The sequence below is a fragment of the Metasolibacillus sp. FSL K6-0083 genome (assembly GCF_038630865.1).
GTDB classification, from domain to species: Bacteria; Bacillota; Bacilli; order Bacillales_A; family Planococcaceae; genus Metasolibacillus; species Metasolibacillus fluoroglycofenilyticus.
In genome coordinates, this window is sequence record NZ_CP152046.1 from 1,858,868 (window position 1) to 1,884,602 (window position 25,735).

General features: G+C 39.2%; 11 protein-coding genes. 1 reads left to right on the forward strand and 10 read right to left on the reverse strand.

Annotation, left to right across the window (positions count from 1 at the left end):
• The first annotated feature begins 47 nt into the window (after window positions 1–47).
• Window positions 48–2,039 (forward strand): S-layer homology domain-containing protein, encoded by a 1,992-nt coding sequence (locus MHB51_RS08785; RefSeq protein WP_342559422.1) that lies wholly within the window; start codon window positions 48–50, stop codon window positions 2,037–2,039.
• Between the two features lie 465 nt (window positions 2,040–2,504).
• Here MHB51_RS08785 and MHB51_RS08790 read toward each other — a convergent pair whose 3' ends face one another.
• From MHB51_RS08790 to MHB51_RS08835, 10 genes are all read right to left on the reverse strand, one after another.
• Window positions 2,505–4,475, reverse strand: a complete 1,971-nt coding sequence (locus tag MHB51_RS08790) for an N-acetylmuramoyl-L-alanine amidase (protein ID WP_342559423.1) — start codon at window positions 4,473–4,475, stop codon at window positions 2,505–2,507.
• A 439-nt stretch (window positions 4,476–4,914) separates the two neighbouring features.
• The gene (locus MHB51_RS08795; RefSeq protein WP_066168403.1) at window positions 4,915–5,832 is read right to left on the reverse strand and encodes a C40 family peptidase; all 918 of its coding nucleotides are present in this window, start codon (window positions 5,830–5,832) and stop codon (window positions 4,915–4,917) included.
• A 255-nt stretch (window positions 5,833–6,087) separates the two neighbouring features.
• The gene (locus tag MHB51_RS08800) at window positions 6,088–7,137 is read right to left on the reverse strand and encodes an S-layer homology domain-containing protein (protein ID WP_342559424.1); all 1,050 of its coding nucleotides are present in this window, start codon (window positions 7,135–7,137) and stop codon (window positions 6,088–6,090) included.
• A 537-nt stretch (window positions 7,138–7,674) separates the two neighbouring features.
• Complete coding sequence (locus tag MHB51_RS08805; protein WP_342559425.1) at window positions 7,675–11,718, reverse strand: hypothetical protein; 4,044 nt, start codon at window positions 11,716–11,718, stop codon at window positions 7,675–7,677.
• 303 nt (window positions 11,719–12,021) lie between these two features.
• The gene (locus MHB51_RS08810; protein ID WP_342559426.1) at window positions 12,022–14,436 is read right to left on the reverse strand and encodes an S-layer homology domain-containing protein; all 2,415 of its coding nucleotides are present in this window, start codon (window positions 14,434–14,436) and stop codon (window positions 12,022–12,024) included.
• A 255-nt stretch (window positions 14,437–14,691) separates the two neighbouring features.
• Complete coding sequence (locus tag MHB51_RS08815) at window positions 14,692–17,487, reverse strand: S-layer homology domain-containing protein (protein WP_342559427.1); 2,796 nt, start codon at window positions 17,485–17,487, stop codon at window positions 14,692–14,694.
• A 279-nt stretch (window positions 17,488–17,766) separates the two neighbouring features.
• Window positions 17,767–18,540 (reverse strand): nuclease-related domain-containing protein, encoded by a 774-nt coding sequence (locus MHB51_RS08820; protein ID WP_342559428.1) that lies wholly within the window; start codon window positions 18,538–18,540, stop codon window positions 17,767–17,769.
• The gene (locus tag MHB51_RS08825; protein WP_342559429.1) at window positions 18,524–18,664 is read right to left on the reverse strand and encodes a hypothetical protein; all 141 of its coding nucleotides are present in this window, start codon (window positions 18,662–18,664) and stop codon (window positions 18,524–18,526) included. The genes MHB51_RS08820 and MHB51_RS08825 overlap by 17 nt, the downstream gene beginning before the upstream one ends.
• Window positions 18,665–18,792: 128 nt before the next feature.
• Entirely contained in the window at window positions 18,793–23,082 is a 4,290-nt protein-coding gene (locus tag MHB51_RS08830; RefSeq protein WP_342559430.1) for a S8 family serine peptidase, read from the reverse strand.
• 660 nt (window positions 23,083–23,742) lie between these two features.
• Window positions 23,743–25,644, reverse strand: coding sequence for a S8 family peptidase (locus MHB51_RS08835; protein ID WP_342559431.1), 1,902 nt, complete (start codon window positions 25,642–25,644; stop codon window positions 23,743–23,745).
• Between the last annotated feature and the right edge of the window lie 91 nt (window positions 25,645–25,735).

Below are 25,735 nucleotides of genomic sequence, written 5' to 3' on the forward strand. Positions count from 1 at the left end.
ATTAAAAATGCTGTTAAACTATTATAGATTGAAAGGAGGATCTTTTTGTGATAAAAAAAATAACAACCCTCGTCATCACTATTATTTTAGCGTTAACAGTGGTCATGCCATCTACATCTTATGCAAGTGATATTAAAGGGCATCAGATGGTAAATGAGCTGACGCATTGGGCAAACCTAGGTGTCATTTTGCCGGATAGTAAAGGAAATTATAATCCTAATCGTGCTGTAACACGCGGCGAATTTGCTGCCTATATTACACGTGCTCTTAATTTACCTGCATCAGATAAATTTCAATTTTCAGATTTAAAAGTCGGTGATTCTTTAACATTTGAAATACAAGCAGCAGCAGGCTCTGGCATTTTAGGTGGCTACCCTGATGGAACATTTAGACCAAATGAAAAAATTACGCGCCAGCATATGGCTGCAATGCTTTACAAAGCTTTGCGTTATTTGAATGTTCCACTCAAAGCAGCACCATTAACTTTTAATGATAATAATAAAATTAGCAAACAATTCCATGAGGCGGTTGCTACATCTGTTTACTATAATATCATTCGTGGTTCACACGAGAAAAAGGGTGTGTTTTTCAACCCTCAAGGTTCTGCAACAATCGCACATGCAGCAGCATTTTTATATCGTATGAACGTCACGGCACAGCAATATGGACAAGACGACACGGTGAGTCCTGAGCCACCACCTGTCGAAACGAATAATAACAGCTATTATGTAGGCACTATTTCTGACACAACTATAACAAAGCAGCCAACTGTATACGTTACATACGAACAGGCAGAGGCCGCTTATGAAGCATCAAAAAATGTTAATCTGCTTTTCCGAGGCGATAAAATTATTAAAATGAGCTCTGGCATCGCCTCTGCCGCTGATGTGGCAGCAAACACAGTAACAATCTATGGTAATAAAGACTTTACTAACGCTTTAACATATGTCGTTGAAGGCTCTGAGCTTAAATACTTTGGCAGCAATGATACGTATGCAATCGTACAAGCTGGCGATACAAAGGGCTATGCAAAAATAAGTGAAATTACGCTAACACCTACTTCACTTATTAAAGGGCGTGACTATTATTATGTACTTAACGGCATGCTATCGCACAAGCTCTACGATCATATTAAACAAGCCTATATTGGTGAATATGTAATAGGTGAAGCACCAAGCTTTATGGCACCAGGTGTTCATTATTACGGTACAGACGGAGTGCATTTCTATAATACAAACGGACAGCTTGTTGGTAAGCATTATCAATACTTCCAATTTGCATCCTTACGCCAGCCAACGAATTACACGGCTGAAGAGCTAGATTATATGATTAATACAATTCTTGAAGAGCGTCGCACAGTTGCGCCTCGCTATGCAAATATTTTAACTGAGTCTCGCCTACTTGGGCTTGGCGCATTTTTAAAAACGGTGGAACAAGAGCATCATGTCAACGCATTATTTATTTTAGCAACAGCGGTACATGAAAGTGATTATGGTATAAGCACAAACGCACTTCAGAAAAATAATATTTTTGGCATACGTGTTTTTGATGCAAATGAAGAAGCAGGTTCAACTTACGCAACGCCAAATGATAGCGTCCTAGCGTTTATTAATCAATATGTCAATAAAAACTACACACCTCAATCAGGTGGTTACGCAAAGGGCGCTGTTCCAGGTAATAAAACAACTGGTATGAATGTCCATTACGCATCAGACCCGTTTTGGGGTAGCAAAATCGCAGGTCATATGTACCGCCTAGATAATCGCTTCGGTCGGAAAGACTATAAACAAGGTCGTTTAGCTATGGTTCTTAATGATGGTAGCACTGTCAACGCACGTATGGAGCCCTCTACTTCCTCACCAATTGCCTTTACATATAAAGCGAAGGTCATTGGTGAATCAGGCGCATTCGGCTACCCTGTAGCAATTGTAGAAGAAGCAACAGGCAGCGACGGCTACATCTGGTACAAAGTCTACTCGGACGATAACCCACCAGCTGACTTCGTCTGGATTCGCTCCGACTTAGTCAAGCCTTTATAAAACGAGCTAGCTCAATCAATAAGCCCGAACAATAAAGTGGTTCTCTCAATTTGTTCGGGCTTTAAGATGCTTAAAAACAGGGTGATATTGGAGTGAAAGCAACAAAGTGAGGCTGTGTAAAAAGGTGGTAAGCAATGCCCCCTTGGAAATCTAGGACCCTGGGACACAGTAAGACCACAAAGAGAGGCGTGAAGACTACTAATTAGGGAATCTGCCTTATTAATTGGCGGGACATACGGATATATTTGCGACTTCCCCGATATATTTGCGACTTTTCAAATATATTTGCGACTTGCCCTGTTTTATTTGCGGCTTTTTACGATTTATTTGTGGCTTCTCCTGCCCTACTTATTAACGGATGATTCTTCTAAGTTACCGACGATTCTCTCCAATTCATAGCCAATTTTTTAATTTTAGGTACATCCTCAAAAAACCTGTAGACTTTTCAAAGTCTACAGGTTTTTATTATCGACTATAGTATTCTACAATGCCGTCATAAATCGCTTGGGCAAAAATTTCAATATATTTATCGTCTGTTAATTTACTGCGATCCTCTTCATTTGAAATGAAGCCTAGCTCAACTAAAACAGCGGGAAGCACAAGACCTTTAATGACATAATAGTCCACGCGCTTAACACCACGATTGTTCATCTTAGCTTGCTTAACAATTTGACTGTTAATTGCTGTTGCCAAAGCAAAGTCTTCCTTCTCATTATCATTCGAACTAACACTATAATAAGTTTCTGTGCCTTTAGCTGACGAGCTAGCAGAGTTTACGTGAATGCTGACAAACATTTCTGCATAATTATTTTTAGCAAAATCAACACGATCCTGTAATGATGGATACGTATCTCCTACACGTGTCATCTTCACTACTGCCCCACTTGCTTCGAGCTTTGCTTTTACTAAATTCGATACTTTCAACGTGATTTCTTTTTCTTGAATTGTTTTGCCATGCGTCGTTCCTGGATCTTTACCGCCATGACCTGGGTCAATGACGATGATACGACCTGCTATTTTAGAGCCGGTTTGGTTAATAAAGCGCAAATATGTTTTATGCACATAACCTGTTGTTCCATTATATGTGATATTTGCCCAGTTACCTGAAATTGAATGTACTTCTACTAGCGTACCACGATTGATTTTGCCTAATGAGGCTGCCGAACCTGAGGCAGATGCACGAATATGCAGTCCATCCACCGTTGCACTACCAATCGTTGTTGTATTAAGCGTTGGTGGTATTATCGTTTCTGGTTCTTCAACAGACGGCTCCTCTGGTGTTGTAGGTTCCTCCGGCTCTGGATCAGGTGTTCCGACAACCGGTGGCGTTTCCTCCTCACTACTATCGTTAGGAGCTTCTGTTTCATCATCATTATTAGCTGGTGGTTCAACAGCAATTTCCTTCGTTTGTGAAATTCGTACATAGCCTGGAATGCCGTTTTTCTCTGTTAAATACCAATTACCCGTCGTGCCATAGACTTTAATCGTCGCATCGTCTGTGATTGTAGCCATTGCTTGGCTACTCACATCGCGCGCTTTATAAAGGTTGATATCTCCTAATGCTTTAACTTCCTTAATTACCTTATCCAAAGCTTGTCCATCTGCTGCTACAAGCTGTGCGTAATCTTTCGAAATATAAGCATAGCGCCCTTCATAAGCAATTTTTAACCACCCATCTGCGCCAATTTCATATAAATGGAATGTCGCTCCTGTGTTTACTTTGCCTAATATATTTGATGCGTTCGCTGAGTTGGCTGAAGAACGTATATTTAAATTATCAGTAGTCGCACGCACTTGCCCAATTGCATCGGTAACATTTGGTATCGTTACACCCTTAACAGGTAAATCCAAACGATATTTTTCATTTTTAGCACGAGCAATAAATGAGGCAAACTGTGAACGCTTCACAACCTCTGTCGCATTATACTTCGTACCTGTTGTATCACCTTTTGTAATTCCACTATAATAAATAGCTGCAATATATTTATAATAAGCATCTGTTGGCTTAATATCTGTAAATGGTACTGTCAGCTTACCATATTCCTCCGCATCCAAGTTGAAGGCACTTACAAGCACTCTACTCATTTCATCGCGCGTTAGTGGCACATTGGGACCAAATTTCCCTTGAGAGTAAGCTGAGAAATAACCTAATTCTACGGCACGCTCAACATAGCCTGATAATTCTGTTCCAACTTGAACATCAGAAAAAGATGATTTTTGAACAACTAACGGTTTGCTCCCCGTAGCTTCCACAACCATTTTTGCAACTTGTCCACGTGTAACAGGCGCATTCGGTTTAAATATTGTTTTTCCATTCTCCGTGTATCCTTTAATTACTCCTAAATCTACTAAGTAATTAACCTCACCATACGCTCCATGTGAAGTAGGAACATCGGCGAATCGCGCATTTGCATATACATTATGTATATTAAACATTGACATTATGACGACAATTAACATCAGGCTGACTTTTTTGAAAGACAATGCCTCTTTTCCTCCCTTCTACTTTACCAATTTAATTGTAACAAAAATTTCCCTTCTGCGAAATCCAGATTTCGACTTTATTCCACCTTTTTTGTGAAAATCTTATTTCGACATACGATTTGACGGTAGTCTATCGCAAAAAGTTACAATTTAAGCAAAAAAAGCCTACCCTTCTAAAGCTTTTCATTGTAAATTCAAAGGAAAGCGACTAGATTTAGTGTTTATAACCTTTTTAAACAAATTTCTTCCTTATAATGAAACGCCCTAATAGGTAGACATTTTTCAAGCAGCCATAGCATCTTTATTAAATATCTGCTAAAAACATGTGCTCCTGCGGTTTCTCGTTGCAAAGGGTGCGTCTTAAATGACTTTTCAGACGCACCCTTTCCTCTTATTGTTGCATTGCTCGGTTAATAAACGCCTCAAGATGTGTCAATGTGACATTGTCATTTGCCGCAAATGTGCCGTCGCCTTTACCAACAGTAATGCCTGTAGATGCTAGAATAGCAACATAGTCACTTGACCAATGTGATGCAGGTACATCCGAAAATGTTGGTGCCTCACCTTGCTGCTGTAAATCAAATGCGACAACTAAAATTTTTGCTAGTTGCGCGCGTGTTACAGGAGACGCAGGATTGAATTTGCCATTTTCATCGCCTGAAAAAACACCAATTTTACTTAAAGCTGTTGCAGCACCTGCATATTTTGCTGATGGCTTTATATCTGAAAATGGAGAATTTGTATCTGATGTATCAAGATTTAATGCCTCCGCTAATTGAATTGCCACTTCCCCACGTGAAGCATAGACGGAGAAATCAATTTGTGCATTTTTAACTTCTGCTTTTGCTACTTCATTTGTTGAAAAATTTGTTACGCGCTTAGCGCCAATATAACGCTTCGCCCAATAGGATTCATTAATATTTGTTACGCTTACACCTTTACCTGTTTGTGAGTGGATAAATTTTTGATCACCTATGTATATTCCTACATGTGAGATGCCTGCTCCTGATGTATTAAAAAATATTAAATCGCCTGCTTGCAAATTACTTTTGGCAACTGCTTGCCCCTGCCCATACTGAGAACCTGATGTGCGTGACAATGAAATACCTAAATCGTTAAAAACTTGACGGGTAAATCCTGAGCAATCAAAACCACTCGATGTCGTTCCCCCATATACGTATGGTGTTCCAATATATTTATAAGCCGATGACGTTAACTGGTCTACTGATGCTGCTTCTGCCTCATATGAATTTGCACCTGCAAAAATCATAAATGCTGCAAAAACAGGTAATAAAACTCGCTTTTTCAAAATAAAATATTACTCCTTTCAAATTCCCATTGGCTTTATGCCCACTTAAAAGACTATCATAGAAAACTGCGCTATAACTTTTCACTTGTGTGACAGATGACAAAATGGAAAAAAGCGCGAAATAACAGCATTTTAGCTGCCATTTCACGCTTTTTGTATTTTTCACTCGTAATATAGATGTCGACTCCGTAAACACATTGTAATATTACACGCTATTTTTTTACATACCCGCTATTTTCAAGGGCTAAACATTTTTTATTTACTTGAAAAGAGCTGTACCCAATAATATTGACCATTAGTAGCCTGCTTAATGCCGATGCCAATATGTGTATAGCTTGATTTTAAAATATTTTCACGATGTGTAGGTGACACCATCCAAGCATCTGTAACGGCTTGCGCGCTATTATAATTGCGCGCAATATTTTCCCCAAAGCTCGTATAAGAGTAATCAAATAACTCCGCCATATCCCAAGGTGCACCATAATGAGGCGATCTGTGTTCAAAATAATTACGTTCTACCATATCCTGCGCCTTAATTACCGCTAATTGTGATAAAAGCAAGTCATGCTTCACAGGGTCGAGACCATGCTCCTGCCTCAGCTTATTGACAATGGCAACGACTTCCTGAGCATCTTTCTTTTTTTCAGCTATTGTCGGTATATAGTCCCTCACAAGATAATCATAGGCAACCTCATAATTTTTAACTTTGTCTTGAAATTCCATTCCCCTTGCTGTAAAAGCAGCTAAATGAGCACGAGTTACAGGAGCTGTTGGCTCAAATTTATCCGCTGTTTTTCCCGTAATAATTTCAATATCCGCCAATGATTCAATATAATCTTTAGCCCAATAATTTTTCGGCAAATCTTTGAAAGCTGCTTTATTATAGGCATCTGTTGTAATATGAAAGGCCAGTGCAATTATTTTGGCTAGATGTGCACGCTGTAGCGGCTCATCTGGTTGGAAATATTCATTGTTTTGAATAATTTCTAACTCTGCTAATAGACAAATTTCCATGTAATAAGGGTTTGCCGATGTTACATCAACAGCTTGCAAAGAAAAATTTGTTGAAGTGTCACCACCTATTGCCCGCGCAATAATCGCTGCCGCCTCCGCCCTCGTCACTACTTCATTCGGTCTAAATGTGCCGTCTGGAAAGCCTTCCATATAGCCTAAGTTCACGAGCTTCGTAATAGCCGGTGTCGCCCAATATGTACTTGATAAATCTTTATAATAAACCTCCGCCTTCACAGGGGATTGCAAGATAATAAACAATGCCAGTAGCATAATCAGAAGCTTTTTCCTCATCCTCCCACCCCTTGAATGTAAAATTTAGGGCTGTCCAAAAAGGCAGCCCTGTTTCGCAAGTTCAATGAAAATTTGAAAAGGAAAAAGTCAATTGGTATCACCATTTTTGTGACAAATCAACTCTTTCATTGCCTTCCTCCTGTGTTACCCATGTTAAGAGCCACCCATAAAGTGAACCTTCAATCAGTGGGGGTTTTCTTCATCCCCCACTGATTGGTAGTTTCACCAATCGGGTTTTTACAGGCTGTTGGATCCCCCACTTAAACATCTTGATTTTATCTGTTGTTTTGAAGTGGGGGTCTTACAGCCTGTTAATACGGGATAAAAGACAAGGCTCGTCTCAATGTAGTGAAGGCAATCTTGTTTTGGCAGCACATTAAAAGAAAATTTGCATTCCTTCTATCTTGTACTTAGAAAATGCCGCTAAATTCTATGTTTTTCTCGTTTTCAAAAAAGCTCTCGCCATTTTATTAAGTTAAAACACCATCACTAGCGACCAAAAAGCCGGCAACTGCACGGCTTCTTGGTCGCCCTTAGTTATAATCCTAATTCTAATTCATAACGAGTTAAGAATGTATAGTTTATTACTAATATTTTTTCTTCTGCTGTTAATCTATCATATGCCTTACGTGCCGCCTTTACTTTTGATTCAAAAGTACGCACTGTCGGGTCAATTTGGTCAATTGTTGTAATGACTTTTTGCGCATTTTTAATGCTCTTTTCAGCATTTTTCAAAATATCGTAGTTATGCACTTGTTTTTTCAATGCAGATGGCAATGCTTTGTATAAATCGCTTGCTTTTGCCACATCATCAAAATATGTGCTAGAGCTTGATGATAGGCTAGCAATCGTGCTAATGACGTTTTCTACGCCCTCAACATTTGTAATCGCCTCTTGTAGCTTATAGTAATTCGTTACGCGCATCTTTTCCTCTGGCGATAACTTCTCATATGCCGTTCGGGCTGCTTGTAAATTACCAATATAATATTTATCTGATGGCTTTAATTTTTCAATTAAATCATAAACATGCACAACACTCGCTAAATCTGTGTAATCTGCCATATTCGTCACGAACGACTGCTGCTCATTGTTTAATTTTGCTAAAGCTTTTTGAATTTTTGTTACTTGCTTAGCCATATCATTGCGCGGATTAAATAAGCCATCAATTAAATCAATCACTGTTTCAACAGGCTTAATATAGCTTTCCTCCGCTTTTAATTCATTCAGCAATGTCACACCTTTTTTATTGGCAGAGCTTAGTGAATTGTATGCCGCACGCGCCGCCTTCACATTTGCCACATAATCTTTCGGATTACTGCTCTTAATGGAGCGAATCATCTCGTCAACACGAGCGCCCCCTTGTACATTCAACTCTTGCTCTAATAAACGAGCATAGTTAGAAATTTGCGCTTTGTCGCCTGCAGATAATGCATTATAAGCCGCACGTGCCTTCGTCACATCTTCAACAAATGTTTTGCTCGATTCTTTAATAAGAGAAATTTGCTCCATCACTTTGAATATTGGCGCTAGCTCCGTTATTAAACGCTGCTCATTCGCCACAAGCGCCCGATCAGCAAAGCTTAATTTTTCGTGTGCCTTTATCGCTGATTTATACTGCGAAATAAATTTCGTGGCATTCGACGGATCCAGTGCCGCAATATTTTCTGTCAATGTCAAGACAGGCTTCACCGCTTTTTCACGCGTTGTCAAATCCTTGTAATTGCTTACAAGGCGCTGCTCATTTTTCGCTAGAGAATCATACCCCTGACGCGCTTCAATCAACTTATTAATATAATCGCTTGCGGATGGAATCGCTGCCGCAATGAGCGCCTCTACACTTTCTACAGTGCCTCTCATCGCATCGCCTTCATCTAGTAAATGGGCATTAACAACCTTGCTCTGATCCCCAGTAGATAGCGCCGCATAAGCTTCCTTCGCCGCCGCTAAATCCGTCAAATAATCCTTGCTCGTCACCTTTAAATCCGCAATCATGCCGATTACTTTTGCTGATTGGACTACAGATGATAAATCCAGATAATTGAAAACATAAACGTTTTGGGCTGTTGTCAATTTATCATACGCTTTTTTAGCAGCCTCTACCTTTTTTGCGTAATCTTTAGCTGTCGCTCTCGAAGCTATCGGCAAATCAGCAATCAATTTTATGACTTTATTGGCAGCCTTATAGTTTTTCTCAATCGCTTGGAATTCAGCATAGTTTGTCACAAGATTTTTTTGCTTTACTTTTTTATATTCTGCTTTAATATCCGCGATGTCATCGCCAACTGTCTGGCCCGTTTTGCCTTGTAAAGCAGTGATTTTCCCTATCACTGCTGCGGCAGTATCGATATTTCCAATCGCTGTCTCTAATTTCGATACGTATTTGTCCTCTAGCATGTCAGTCAAATCTTTATCTGCTGCAAAATTCGCTTTTAGCGCTGGATAATCTGTATTTAATAATCGCTTCACGTTCGCTTCGTAATTAGCATCTTTCGGCTTTAACGCATTGACATCTTGCATAAACGCTGCAACAGGTGCCAGCGCATCTAAGTCCGCTTTATTATGAACAAAACCTTGCATAGTAGCACCTAGACCGTCATATGCCTTTTGCGCAGATTGAATACGGCTAAGCAACGATGTTTTTGCATAATAGCTCGGCAATGCCGCAATGCTATTTGTTACTTTCAAAACAGTCGTATATTGCTTTTCCAAAGCGCTTAGCTCGCTGTAATTATAAACAAGCTTTTTCGCATTGCTGGATGTACCTGTAAATGTTGTTTCTGTCGTAGCATATTTTTCGTCGTAAAGTGAACGCGCAATGCTTATTTTATTTAGTAACTCATTTGAAGTACTCGTTTTCAAATCCTCAATCGCCGTCCCAATGCTTTTAGCTCGTGCAATATCGTACTCAGCTATTGTCAGCCTATCGTTAGCTGCTTTTAATAAAGCTTCAAGTGCTTCTTTGTGTATGTCATCCGCCGCAATCGGAATCGCTAAAGCTGTCTCATATGCTGTCCGAGCCTCTTGCACGTTAGTTTCGTATGCTTCAACTTCCGCTTGCACCGACTTAGGTAGCTTCAAGCTGACGACTTTATCGATAACAGGCTCAAATTGCAGTAAATTTACTAATATTGGATAATTCAATACATGCTGTATCGCTTCGTTCGGCTCAGCTGAATCGCCTTGTAACTTCTTATAAGAAACATCCGCCGCGCGTAGCCTCGATAAATAGCTCGTACTAAGTGTCGGCTTCAGCTCGTCAATCATTTTCACAACAGCTGCTGCGCTTTTATTATCTTGCTGGAATGCTTGCAACACTTCTAATTTTTCCACAAGCTTTTTCTGTGTTGTCGTTAGTTTATTATAGGCCTGCGTTGCTGCCTGCAATGTTGCTGGCTCCTCAATAAGGAGTGCATCGATTAACGCATCGACAGCATCCGCTACTTCAACATCCGCTATTGCCGTTTGCAACTTATCCCCATTAAACACGCGGTATTGATGCTGCGGGTCGATTTCATTGAAGGCTGCCACAACTTTCTCTAATGCCGTCTCATCATTCCCTTCTTCTGTCGAACGATATTGCTCCACTTTTAAGCCATCAATCGCCTCAACAACAGTTAATACTTTACGTAGCTCTGCTAAATGGGGCAGTTCCAAATAGAGATCATAATCCTCACCAACTGCTACAATAGCAGCCTCTAGGTCTTTCATTTTTGATTTTAATGTGCCGACAGACGTATAATTTGTCGTCAAAATCGTTTTATAAAGCTGATCCGCCTCATCCACTGCCTTTAAAAAATTTTCGGCATTTTTCAGCAACTGATAAGCCGTTACATCATCTTTAACAATATGGGCAGCAATGATCTTTTTCTCATTCGCATTTAATGCTTCATAAGCTGCCTTCGCATTAGCGATTACCTCTTTATAACTTGCCTTATCAAGGTTTTGTAAATCGTCAACATAATCAACAATAAACGCTTGTGGCTTAACAATCTCCTTCTCGCGGTCTTCTAGCAATTTAGCATTCGTCACTGTTTTTTGCAGCAACACAATATTATCAGGTGCTAAATTCCCCGCATAAACTAAGGAGCTTTTTAGCACGCTAGCTGGCGCTGTATTAAAAGCATTATTAACAGCTAACTGTGCTGCAGCTAAATCCGCTAATGCTTCATCGTAATCCTCTCTAGCTTGAGACACATCAGCTATTAATGTCGGCGATGTCAAAACAAGCTTATCAATATCCGCTTTGAGCTTTTTTAAATCCTCAATAATAGCAACATGCTTCTCGATATATTCTAGCTTCGCTTCAAGTAAATCATATTCGTCCGCTTCTAAAAGAGCTTCCTGTTCAGGAGTTAGGTTATTAAATGCAGTTCTCGCATACACGATATTCTGAGAAGTGGAATTTTCTTGTAATGTTATAAATTGCTGGAGCAATATTTCTCTTTCCGATAAATTCGCTAGTACATTAAACGGTTGCTGCTCACTTTGCTGAACGATTGGTGCTTGTTCATTTGCACTCGCTAATGTTGCAGGGGCTACTAGCAAGCTAGCAAGTACTCCAACGCGTACTTTGTTGTTCATGTCTTTATTCATCCTCTCATGCGTAAGTCGACTTAGGTTATTTATCGGTAAAAAGCATATTTTTTCAAGTGAATGATAGGAATTTGTATGCAGTTTTGCGAAACGCATGGGGATTATTCTACGTTTTTTGATGTTTATTCCACGTTTTCAGAGGTTTATTCCACATCCCTAGGTTTACCTAAGCTCTGCAAGATTTTCGTTTCTTCCCTTTGGTCGCCAAGCGCTCTCTAACTTCATCAGCCTCAAACATCAACGAAAGCGTCCAAAATGTCGGCAACTGCACGGCATTTTGGACGCTCTTTTCTATAATGCGTCTGTATATAGTGGACCTTCTGGTAAATAGTGAAGCATGTCGATTGCCTCGAGGCCGTTTTTAATTTTCATTGTGTAGCCGAATTGATTTGTTGATAAATAGCCTGCTTTTGAGGCAATCATTTCCTCTAATACGTATAAATAGGTTGGGTCAATATCCTTCCATAAACGATAGGATTGAATTAAATCCTCTAATGTTAGATGTTGATAGTCTGTACCTGCGAATTGACCTTCCTTGTTCACACGATACCAGATATCTCCATTTGAACGAATCCATTTATCCTTTTCAATTGATAGTGCTGTTACAATGGCTGTTGCTGTTTCGAGATATTTTGCATCACCAAATTCATTATAAGCCATTAATAATATGTTCATGCCACCAAGTAAATGATTCATTGAAGTGTGAGTTGTGACATTTTGCTTAATTGGGAAATAATCTGGAATATAATAGCTATCTCTGCTAACACGGATAACATTGTTATTTGTTCTCTGAGAAACAATTAAATCTGCATAATTTCGTAGTGGCTCCTTGTAATTCGGAATTTCAAATTCAGCCCCGGAATTATAGTAGAATAATGCGATTTGCTCATTAAAACGCGTGTCAATAAATGGTGCGTGAATGTCGTACAAGCCTTGTAAATATGTGCTTGTCACTTCTGTTTCCCAATATGTTTTATCACCCTTAAATTTCTGAAGGCTAATAAAGGAATTTTTCACTAAGTTTGCAAAGTAACGATCCCCTTGCTCCTTGTATAAAACAAGTGCACGATCCTCTTTTACTAACAATAAATTACGTCCGAAGCCTTGATAAGATTTTGGCATCGGCTCCGTCGTTGTAGCCATTTTATTGTAAGGTCCTTCAGCGGTATACCAATTATTGCGCTTTTTATAATTCGCTGCGGTTTCAATCATCCATTTATTCATCGCATCGTCCGTTTTAAAAAGTCGCTCATTTGAATCCATATACCACGTATCTACAATGTCCTGCCCTTGTGAATTTAGCGTATAATACGAAATTAAGTCTGTTCCTAGCCAAATGTATGACAAGGCCTCATACTCCGCTTGTAAATCACGCATATAGCTAGCGCCACCATTATCATATGTTTTCACAAGTTGCTTTGAACGATAAGCCTGTCCAACCATGCGGTCACCAGCAAGCTGGTCATTCGTCATAAAGCGCATCATTCCTGTTGGGTAACTAGATGAATCATAGCCGAACACATCATTTGAGTTTTTTGAAATCGGGAAACGGTCATAGCGATAAAGACGGAAATTCGTTACGCCCAATTGCTTTTGAAATAAATCAACACTCACCTTAGCATTGTCAGTATTCGTTAATGTTGAAAAAACAAATTCATCCCCATTTGTCAGCTTGCGCACCGTCACTTTTAATGTAGCATGTGAGCCAATTTTATATGAGTAAATCGTATCTGTTGCAACACCAAAATTTTCAGTTTTCGTATTTGTTAATTTAATTGGCTGCTCTGCACGCACGTATAACGGGCTTTCTCCCTTCGTCACTTGGACAAAGTTTGCTTCTTTACGGAACAATGTAAAATTCGACTGTTGTGTCGTTTCAATTGTATAGTCCTTTGCGACAATATCATTGTTCATAACGAGTGCACGATGAATCATAACAGCAAATGTCACACGATTAACGACAGCTTTCGGGTCATATGTTCCATCTTCACGCCCTGTTGTAATGCCGTGCTGCGCTAGAATTTTGACATTTTCACGATGCGCCTCGCTAATTTTATCCCAATCCTTGAATGTAATAGCCTCGCCTGTATCCTTTAAATGAAAGGCATTCACTAGTGCCGATGCCATCATTTCACGTGTTAATGGTTCGGCTACACCGAAAGTTCCATCTTTCTTGCCTTTAAAAATTCCTGCTTTATATGTAGAAAATACCCCTGCTGCAAAGCTTGATTTTTCACTTACATCTTTGAAAATCGGCTGATATGGCGCCTCTGGTAACTGTAAAGCACCCTTTAACAGATTCGTTGACTGTCCTACTGAAATCGTTAATGCCGGGCGGAACTCTCCATCTGGATAACCATTAATTGCGCCTATTTCAACAAGCTGCATCACTTCATTTTTAGCCCAAAAGCTATTTGGAATATCTGCTAGCTTTTGAGGAACAGTTACATATTGCGCCTCAACTGTAGACTGTTCTTCTAGACTTGGCGTCGTTTCTTCAGTTAGCTGCTCTTCCTCGGCGAGCTTGCCCTCTGCCTCTACTTTCTCCTCTTGCCCCTCGACTTTTTCAGGTGTCGCTGTTTCCTCTTCCACTGTGCCAATAAGTGGTTCATTATCGTTCTGCTCCTCCGCTGCATAAATAGCTGCTGGCGTCATTGCAGAGCTAACAAGCAAGAGCACAAGTAATGTAGATAGTAATTTCTTCATCTCGCTATAACTCCTTCTTTCATATGCTTCAACTTATTTTTTGCTTTAACTTTTTTATTATACATGACGAACATCCATCACGCCTCGACTAGCTTTATTCTAGATTTCCCCATCAAACCACGCATCGATAAAGCTTCCACCTCACCGCCTATAAAGGCAGAAGAAATTTAAAAGATGGTGTAGCAAGCTACACCATCTTACATTTTATATTAAAATGCATCGAACTTTTATTACAGTTTCGTTACTTTTGAATACTTACCATAAGTATTGAGTTTGGTTTGCAAAATAAGTAAAAGTTGCTGGTGTAAAGTAAAGTTCATTATTTACTAAATCTGTAATTTTTGTAGCAAGTGTTACTGTAACTTGATCATCCTGCAATAATGGCTGTGACAATATTACACTGACTTGGCGTGTTTGATCATTGTAAACTGTTTGACCAGTTATTGTTAGAGGGATATAAGTCCCATTCACATTTTTTCTATTTACATTTACAGTAAATGCTGCTGGTACAATTGGCGTTTTTAATGTTTCTGAAACTGTAAATGTTAATGTAGCTGATGTTGCTGCATTTATTACATTCACTGAACGGTCTACAGTTGGACGAATATTTTCACTTAAGAAAATACTATTGCTATACGGTGCCATTGTTACTGTTGAGCCTTGTGCTTTAATATTTTGAATCGTAATATGCGCTGTTACTGCCTGCACTCTATTTTCAGCGGCAAGTATTAATTGCACTTGGCGATTATTATTTGTCGGTACAACACTTGCAATTGTACCTCCACCTTCTAGTATATAATTTTCGCGATTAAGTGCAGTTAAGCCATCAATCGGATGTGAGAAAGTCACTAAAATTTCATTGCTTCCAACTGTCGAGTTTGGATAGCTAGATGTTTCTACTCCTAGTACAGCAATAGCATTTTGATTGTAGCCTGTATCGCCTCCACGTACAAATTGTACATATGGTATATTATTTAATACTTCACCATACTCACTTGTAATGCCAACTAAATTAATATTTATAAAGTACGTAGCGCCTAAATAATCAATTGTACGTAATGCTTCGTTCAATTTAACACGTAAAATACGATCATTTGTAGGATGCTTTATAGGCGTCACTAAAGTTTGATTATTAATTTGCTGAGTGTTACCTTGGAATACATAATTTCCGTTTATTTGTAAACGAGATGATGCTGTCACTTCAATATTACGATCAAATGTCAGCTCTAAATATTCTTCGCCTTTGTCATTTACTACAGCTGAAGATATGTAGTTTGGCTTCGTACGATCTTGTACGAAATTCGCTGCTGTAGAAAATGTATTCGTTTCCCCTGATAAGTCGGTAATATAGCGTCCTTGTGCAGTTGACACTGATGTATATCCTTCCAATGGCTGATTTGTTGTAACAACATACACTGCTGGATTTTGTTCATCTTTAACAATCGACGCCACCGAGAAAATAGCATTACTTGTAGACACAATCAGTTCATTCGTTGCAAGATCGCGAATTTCCTCTGAAAATGTAAGCTTGAATTTTTTAGCCCCTAATTGTTCTAGATTTAGTAAAACTGGGGGTACACCATCTTTATTACCGATGGAAAATGTTGTCGTTAACAAATTCAACGGCGCAACGTTATTCGCCAAGTCAACTAATGTGCCAAATGTAGCGGTTACTGATGTTCCTGGAGTTAAAATCGCTCCATTCGCACGGGCGTTTGTTAAATCATAAATAACTTCTGTAGAATTTTTCTCGATTGTTCCCGTTACACCTAAAACAGGCACACCATTTGTTAATTTGAACTGTGTTGCCCCAGATGTATTATTAACAGGCTCCGTAAATTTTACCTTCACCCGTGTTGCTCCTACATTTTCAACAGAAGCAATCGCCGGTGCAGTTCTGTCTGCTGTAAATACTGGCACATCATCATATTTCACAAGTGTTAAGCCTTTATCTGTTCGGATATCCTTAACAACTACATTATAACGTCCTTCAACAAGTGGCTTCGTACCTTTAATTGTTACAATTAAAGATTTTTTATCTGCGCTTAATTCGCCTTTTAACAAGTCTACTTTGCCAGGATTATTAACACCTGCTACTTGTACAAGCTTATTAATTTCCTCTTCTTTTAATGTGTCAGTAAGTGTCACGGGTTGATTGAAATCAATTTTAATTTGGCCACTGTTCGGATTTGTTACTGATGACACTTTTAAATCCGGCACTTCGTATTTTACTTTTGCAGAGTATTCAACTTCACCAATTGTAAATGTTACATCTGTTTCCACATTTTCAACTAACGGCTTTGACAGCGTTACTGTATATGCTTTGTCATCTGACAACGTCACTGAAAGCTTGTCCGCTGCTTGCACTTCTATTTTTTTAACTGTTAAAACAGGCTTCGTTTCAACATTTAACATATGGTATAGGAAATAAGCAAACTGCCCACGCTTCGTCATATCTTTCGGGTTAAATGAAGCACCCTTTACCATGTCATAATAATCGAGTACCGCAATATTTGTTTGGTGTTCAACTGTTGTTCGATTTAAGTCAGAAATTGTGCTTGTAAAGCCCTGTTCCTTCACATGCGCTACATAATCAAAGTCATTGATAACATTAAATGCGCGCACAAGCACCGTTGCCATTTGGTCACGACGCATTTCATCGCGGTGCATTAACTGACCAGCGCTACCTTGGAACACCCCTACATCTTTAACAAGTGCCGCATATTGTAAGAGCTCGTCCTGAGATTGAGCCGTTAAATCTGTAAAACGCATTTTCGTTTTGTAATCACTTGGAACCTCATACCCTAATGACACTAAATATTTTCCTAATAGCTTTACAACATCTGAACGCGTTAATGAATTGTTTGGAAGAAACGTTCCATCTGGATAGCCATTAATAATCCCCGCATCTACTAATGCTAAAATTTCATTCTCATACATATGACCATTCAAATCTTTAAAAGATGCCGCACTTGCAACTGGCGCTACCGCTGAAGCTACTAACGCTATTGCTGCCGTAGAAGCTAGCATTTTTTTATATGATTTTTTCATTTATTCTTCCTCCTTTAATAGAAATGCTAAAATTACAACCTATTTGTTATTTTAACATTTTTTTTGCTCTTTTGGTGTCTAGCATAATTTTTTACATAAAATTAGACGCATATTTTTGGAGGAAGTTACATTAAAAATAATTTATTTGAATATTTGCGACTTTTCATATATATTTGCGACTTGCCTCGGTTTATTTGCGGCTTCTCGAATATATTTGCGATTTGCCCCGGGTTATTTGCGACTCCTCGAATATATTTGCCCCTTGCCTCGGTTCTCGCTCTATTTTTTTACAGAAATCAAGTATTTCCTTCCTTTTTTATCTCCTTCGTGTTGAAAGTTTAGCTTTTTTAATAGACGGCTTGCAGCATAGACTGAAGTGACTCCAGTAAAATTACGAAATTCCCTATTTGTAATCCAATTATTAATTAGCAACTTGTAATCTTCCATTGCTTGCAGTAATAGCGCACCTCCATCCTTTGTTTTACATTTAAGGCAGATGAATTGCCCGTATTGAAATAACATTTTGTGATTATTATTACAATTTTCACATAGAACGCCTGAGTGTATTTTTGTTTTATCAATATTTAATTTTGGTGTGGAAATCGTATGCATTTGAAGTAACTCATATTTAAGTTGTTGGAGTTGTTCTTTTGATAATTGTGGTTTGTACATCGTTAGAAGCTTTCGAACATAGAATTCCAAACCGCTACAATGAATGATTGGTTCATTTGGGGGTATTTGACCAATAATTGTTTTCGGGTGGGCTAGCACAATTACATAGATGACAGGCAAAATGGGGAATAGCTGTCGTAGGAAGCATTGATGACGGCGTACTTGATCAAGTGGATTTCTAAAGCCCTGGAGAGTTCCGTTTTCAAGAGTTCGAGTAAACTGATGGCACTTTTCATCAAAATCAATACGCCCCGCAATATTTTTAATTTCAACGATAAGAATAAACTTTTCGCAAAGAAATAGCGTATCCATTTGATGCGTAGCTGTGCTGAAATTATGAAGTAAAAAATACTTCTCATCTAATTCAGCTACGGTCGACATATCGCTCTCCGGCTAGCCCCTGTTGCACTCGAATTAATTCATCTTTTAATTCCGGGAACCCTCGACGAATGGCAGCTTGCAATAAATATTCTTTTACGGATTCCTCTCGAGGTAAAATAACCATTCAAACCCTCCCTTTTACAGTCATTTTACTGTATCGTCCCGCTTGTTGGCAATCATTAAAAGTCAAAGTTTCATAATATTAACTAAAACAAAAGACTGCTCGAAAATCTGAGCAGCCTCTTTGTTTTACTATAAACCGTCAATCACTTCCAAGAAATTAATAACCATTTTTGCCGTGTGCGCACGTGTTGCTGGTGCTGTTGGCTTGAACTTCCCTTGGTCACCTGATGCAATACCTAGTTCTTCAAGCATTGCAATCGCTGTAATTGTTTCTTCATTGTACTTGCCTAAGTCAGTAAATGATGGCTGACCTTTTGGCACATACTTCTCACCAGTTACATATTCATAAGCACGATATAGCATTAATGCAAGCTGTGCACGCGTCACGTCACCTGATGGATTGTATTTGCCATCTGTTCCTTTTGCAATACCTGCTTCAAAAATTGCGGCAATTTCAGCCTGTGTTGCCTCTGCATATTTGCCAATATCGCTGAATGGTGCATTCCCACTCGCTTTTAAATCTAATGCTCGTGCTAAAATGGATGCGAATTGTGCTCGTGTTACGTTGGCATCTGGCTTCACTTCACCGTTTTCATTTCCTTTTAAAAGACCTTTGTTAATCATTTGTTGGATATAGCTTGCTGCCCAGTGGTTTGCTGGTAAGTCTGTTGGCACAAACGATGGAGCTGGTTTTTCTTGCTCCTCTGGCTGTGTTATTTCAGGCTTTTCAGCTTCTGGTTTCGCTTCTGGTGTTGTTGCACCGCCACCACCAGTGCTACCTCCTCCACCAGAGCCTCCACCACCAGTCCAACCACCTGGATTTGGATTTGGATTTGGATTTGGATTTGGCTCAGGGTTTGTTTTACCTGGATTTACCGTGACAGGAATCACCACTGTATTTTTGCCGTAATTCACTGTAATTGTTGTTGTGCCGGATTTTTTCGCTGTTACTAAGCCTTCCGTTACTTCCACAATACTATTATCAGCAACCATATATGTCGCCAACTTCGTTACATCTACAACCGTGTTTGACTCAAATGTTGTTGGTCTAGGTGGACCATCAGCTTTTGTAGTTGCATTTATTGGTGCAGATGACTGTTTAACAGGTACAGATGAAACAAATGTTAGCTTATTTGAGGCTGCCTTTGTGAAATCTTCTTCATCCACATTATTTGAAATATCCAATCCATCCGATAATGTCGCAGCATCAAGTTTATTGATTATATTTTGTGATGTAATAATTGAAACTTCTTCTCCGAAAATCGTGTGCTCGCTTATATTGCCAGCAGCATCTAAAATAATAATCGTTATAGAATCTGTTGCTTCATTTAATTGCTCTCCTACATTAAATGCAAATGTTCCATCCTGCTGTAAAGTAATGAAGTCGTCTTCAATAATTTCATCATCACGTGTGACAGCATACAATACAATTAATTTACTATTAATATCGTAGCTTAAACCGTAAGATGCTAATAATGCTTTATAATCAACATATTTGTCATCTACTTGGGCATCTACTGCAATATTTACAGTATCACTTGATGTAACCGTCGCCGTATCACCCGATGTTACTGAATCAGATGTAATATTTATATTGTTCAATGCAGCGGCTGTCGATTTGACAAAGACAGGTCCCACATAATCTCCGATTACCCCCGTTGGCGTTAGAGCAGTGAAATCAATTGTATAAACTCCATCTGGAATAAGCTCAGCGCCTGTGCTACCCCACGGTGTATAGTAACCATCTATCTCTAAGCGCCATGAGCCTGCTCCAAGTGAGGTACTTGCATGTAAATAGCCGATATACCCGTCATCATACTCACCACCCTCAGGATCCTCTAAATCCCAAAGCTCAATATAGTTTGTGGCAACATCGCCTGTTAATGTAAAGGTCAACTCAGCGCTGTCATTAATACCATCATCATTAAACGATAAATCTGTTTCCGTAATCGCCATATTTTCAATAGTTGTTGGTGCTTCTCCACCAAAATCTGCAGCGAAAGGTAACGAAATCGTTGTATGCGTCACAGGCGTTGTTGTCGTTTTCTCAACAACATTTAACTGAATCGCCTCTTCCTCCGTCATGTTTAATTCAGCTCTATCTACGAAAATTTGAGTTTCTGTAGTTACCGTTTGAGATGGTATGAGATGGATATAGCCAAAAATTTCATCCCCTAATCTTGCTGCCGTGTTGCGTGAGGCTGTTAATGTGACAGTCAAAAGCTCCTCACCGTTTAAAGTAAAGGAGGATTTATCAACCGTTACCGTAGCATCACCAAAGCCTTGTAGCATATCAATAGAAACGCTATAATTACCACCTATACCGCCAATGTCTTGCACGGTTATTTCTTTTGTTATTGAAATATTTTGTTCTTTAATCGGCTGGGGTCCAAATGTCACAGAACCTTTTTCATGCGCTACGATTGCACCGCTTGCATCACGTTTCGCTGTGTCTTGCACGTAGGCAAGAGCACTTGGAAATGCTGCCTCGTAGGCATTAACGCGTCCCGCTCCTTGGTCAAATACATCATATTTCGATGTATCTAAAATATCAGCAGTATTTGCTAACGCTACTTTGACATCAAATGGTGTCCAGCTCGGATTTGCCTGCTTTATTAATGCTGCAATTCCTGCAATATGCGGAGTAGCCATTGATGTACCTGTTTTACGGTCGTATGCTTGCGCTGGATTGATTGCCTCTCCAGCAGCAGTATTTGTTTTATAAGTAGGCACTGTTGACATAATATTTGTCCCTGGTGCTACTACATCCGGCTTAATATCAAAGTTTGGCGTAGACGGTCCGCGAGAGCTTGAATCGTTTATTTCATCTCCAATAGATGACATAGAGCCGTACTCATTAAAGCTAATTGTTCCTACTGTCGCAGAAGCTAACGCACTTCGTAAAGCTTCCCCATCCGTTACCGACATATCAAATGTTGGAATAAAATCAAAAGAATCTCCTAAAAATGTTTCAGAAGGTCCTGGCGCATTCGTACCACCTGCAAAGTTATGAATAATCGCCCCGACTGCTCCAGCATTTTTTGCATGCTCTATCTTCTCCACAAAGGGTATATCTCCTCGTGAAATAAGTGCAATTTTTCCATTCACATCAATACCCGTATAATTAGCAGCCGTCCCTATACCCGGTACAGCGACTAATTCAAACTCGCCGCTTAACTGCTGCGCTAAATCTTCCCCAAATGTTGTTGCCATTAAATTAAGCTGTTGCGACCATTCAAAACTTCCTGCTGATACAGTCGCTACTGCATGATAGGCTGTTTCAGGATTCGTTGAGTTTCCGACAGCAATCCCTAGTGGTGATGTTGCTGGTGTTCCCATAGTACCTCGCCCAGGTCCATCATTCCCCGTTGCGATTACCGCAATTACTCCAGCCAATGCCGCGTTATTAATAGCAAATGAGCTTGCATCATTTTCTGAATTCGAGCCACCACCTAAAGATAGATTAATAACATCTATCTCCTGTTCAACAGCATATTCAATCGCTGCCACTATGCCTGATGTTGCCCCGCTTCCATAGGCTCCTAGCACACGATAAGAATATAAATCGACTTTGGGAGCAATCCCTTTAATACCATATTGATTGGCACCTATTGCCGCGATTGTTCCCGCTACATGCGTACCATGTGACGTCGCATATGAGCTTCCGCGCGCATTGACAAGCGGTTGATGGTCAGGTCGTTCAAATGGTTTCGTTTCAGAGCCATCATTGTCATCACGTGGGAGTTTATACATATTCGGGTCATGCAGGATAAAGTTTTTACCACCTTTATAAATGCCCGCAAACTCTGGGTGTGTTGTATCAATGCCCGTATCTAAAACAGCCACTTTAACACCTTGTCCCTCTATACCTCTTGTCCAAAGTTGCTCAATGCCTAAAAACGAATTACTCGTATTCATATATGCCTCTACTTGACCAGCAGCCGAAGCTTCTTCATAAGCATATACTTCAGCATCTGGTTCAATCAGCGTAACTCCTTCTATTTCTAGCAATTTTTCTAAATCACTAGCTTTTATTTGTGCTGCAAAGCCATTTAATACTGTATTAAATGTATAGCCTTGCTCAAAGGAAACGTTTTCCCTCTTCATTTCTTGAAGCACTTCTGCTTGTTGCATTTGTACAGTTTGTTCCACTTTTTGTGCTTCTGCTGCACTAAAGCTTCTCCCTTCTAAATCTCGAATTCCTTTTTCTAGAGCGACAGGTTTCTCAGATAAATGCACAATGACTGCAACTGGACTATTCCCAGATAAATCCTGCAAATCAGGATGCAGTACTGCTGGTCCATTAGAAATATTTAGTTGTTCGACTATTGCTGCTTTTGTTAGTAATGTGGCTTCATCATTTGACGATTTTAGTTCGCTAAAATCATCATTCGCCGATACTTGCATTGGCGAAAGCATACTGAGGATCATGATAAATGCTACGAAAATAGCAAATAATTTTTTGGTCCCTTTGTTCCTCAACAACAATTCCTCCCTCAAATAATTTAATTTGAACCCCATACTACAAAAAGCGAGTTAATAAAGTGAATGCCCAATCTGCATAGACTCCTACCTTTACAGATTATGAATCTTCACTAATCGTGCAAAGCTTGCTACCTATGAATGCACAAATCAATTATTAACTCTAATCCCGCCAACAAACAGTCACTCTGTCACAATGATGCTTGTCTATTCAAACAGGATACTATGACAATATATGCTCAAAAATATTATTCTATGTGAAAAATATTTCAAAATACTTCATAGATTCCTATCATAATTTTGGAAAATTAGTTAGAAGTAGAGTATTTGATTTAGGTAAGGAGGAAATAAATGTTGTAAGAGGTTACTCAAAAAATATGAAAGGATAAGAAGCATCATAATTATTCGCAATTTATCTAAAGAATGTTCCCCCAAATAAAAACGCATGAAATCAAATCATTTTTTCGATTTCATGCGCCTTATTTAATTTAAAACGAACTCGTTTGTTACTCATACTGTCGGCATTGATTATTCTTCTTCAACTAATTCTCAAGGGAAACTATGGTTTCTAACGAAATATTTAGCCGCTGCCTCAAACTATTTCAACCTGCGTAATAAGGCATTTTTAGTTTCATTATTTGGCAACTCCTGTACTATTTTCATTGCTAAATCTCGATTGCTCTTTGTCTTTTTCTTTTCATAATTGGTTACACGGATTTTAGCCTTTTCTAGCTGATTATTTAAAATAACTTGTAGGCGTTTAGATAATTGTACGCTTTGCGTCTCATCATATACCTCTCCAATAGCCTTCAATGCAGCATTGTAATTTTTCAGTGTTGATGTCTTTGCATATGCCGAGACATTTGTTTCAGCTAATTGATTAAGCGTTTGCACTTTACTATTTAGCTTATTAAGCAAGTCAGTTTTGACAGTTGATACAGGTACCATATTGATAGCAGCTTGCGCATCCTTAAAATTTTGTTTTGTAGGGTTTTTCAAAAAACGTTCTAATTGTGCAACAGCAGGTGTCGCAAACTGTTGCAATGCCTTCTCTAGACGCTCCTCCAACTGCTCGCTACCAGCAATTCCCTGTATATTTTTTAAAGCTTTGCTCGCCCTACTATAGGTATGCGCTGCTTGATTATAAATAAATTTATCTACTTCTTTTGTTGCATTTTCTAGATGTTGAGCTAAAGCCTCATCAAATTTCTTTTGCAGAAAAGCTTTTTTATCTCCCGACTTCATTTCACCGACGAGCTTGTTCAACTGAACGTAAGTACCCTCTGTTGGCTTTATGATGAATTCAGCTAATAATGGCTCAATCTGCTCAATAAGTAATCGCTCAATTTTATTCTGCTCATTTTGTAGCGCAAGAGCTTCCAAGCTTCGATACTTTGGGAAGCCATGACCATACCATTCATCATGACCCGGTGAACCCAAATCCTCTGCCATTAGATGTAGTCCTTCACGCAGTTCTTTTGCCGTTAATTCTGGATACTGCTCAATTAATAAAGCTAACAAGCCTGTAATATGCGGTGCTGCCAATGAGGTTCCTTCATATGTAGCGTATTGATTATTCAAAAAGGTGCTATAAATATCCTCTCCCGGTGCTGCAAAATCATTCTCAATGCCTGTCCCGCTATATGGGGAACGAATTAATTGGCGATTTACTGACGCAACAGCTATTACTTCATCATGACGCGCAGGGTAATTGATTGTGGCGCCAGTGCCATTAGCAGTCCCCTCATTCCCACTAGCAGCTACAATAAGCACCCCACTCTCTGCCGCACTTTTCACAGCCTCATACAGCACCTCACTGTACTCCAAGCCTCCAAAACTCAAATTAATGATATGGATGTTGTTGTCAATCGCCCAGTCTATTCCCTTTATAACGGTTAGTGCACGACCCATCCCATCGTTTTCAATCACCTTCACGGCATATAACTCTACATTGGGCGCAATCCCAGCAATCCCGAATCCATTATGCTGTGCTGCAATAATACCAGCTACATGTGTACCATGTCCGTGCACATCATCATATGTATCTCCAATAAAAGAAATAGCACCTGCGATTTTTAAATCAGGGTGGCTTGCAATTCCCGAATCGAGTACAGCCACCTTAACGCCTTTACCTGTATAGCCATTTATCCATGCATCATGAACATTCATTGCATCTAAATTCCAATGCTCAACCTCAGCTAATGAAGCTCCTGTCATAAGCTGCGCTTGTTCGTTCAGCTGTATAGACTGATTATCCTCAAATAAACGAATTTGCGAATGGCTTGCAAGTTTAGCATAAGTTTCTGCTTCTAATCGAACGACAATAAAAGGCAAGTTTTTAAACTCCTCTATAACTTCACTTGCATGCTGTATAGCAATTTTCCTACCTTCCTCCGATTTATATTGCACAATTACCTCTTTTTGCAAATTCGCAAAAGCATGTGGCTGTATGATTATGCACAAAACAAATACAAAACTTAAAGACAACAGCCTTCTCATAAAGCTTTCCACCTTTACATTATTTTTCATAACAGAGTTTTTGTCCTTGTTGATATAATTAATAAGCATATTGCCAATGATTATATCAACT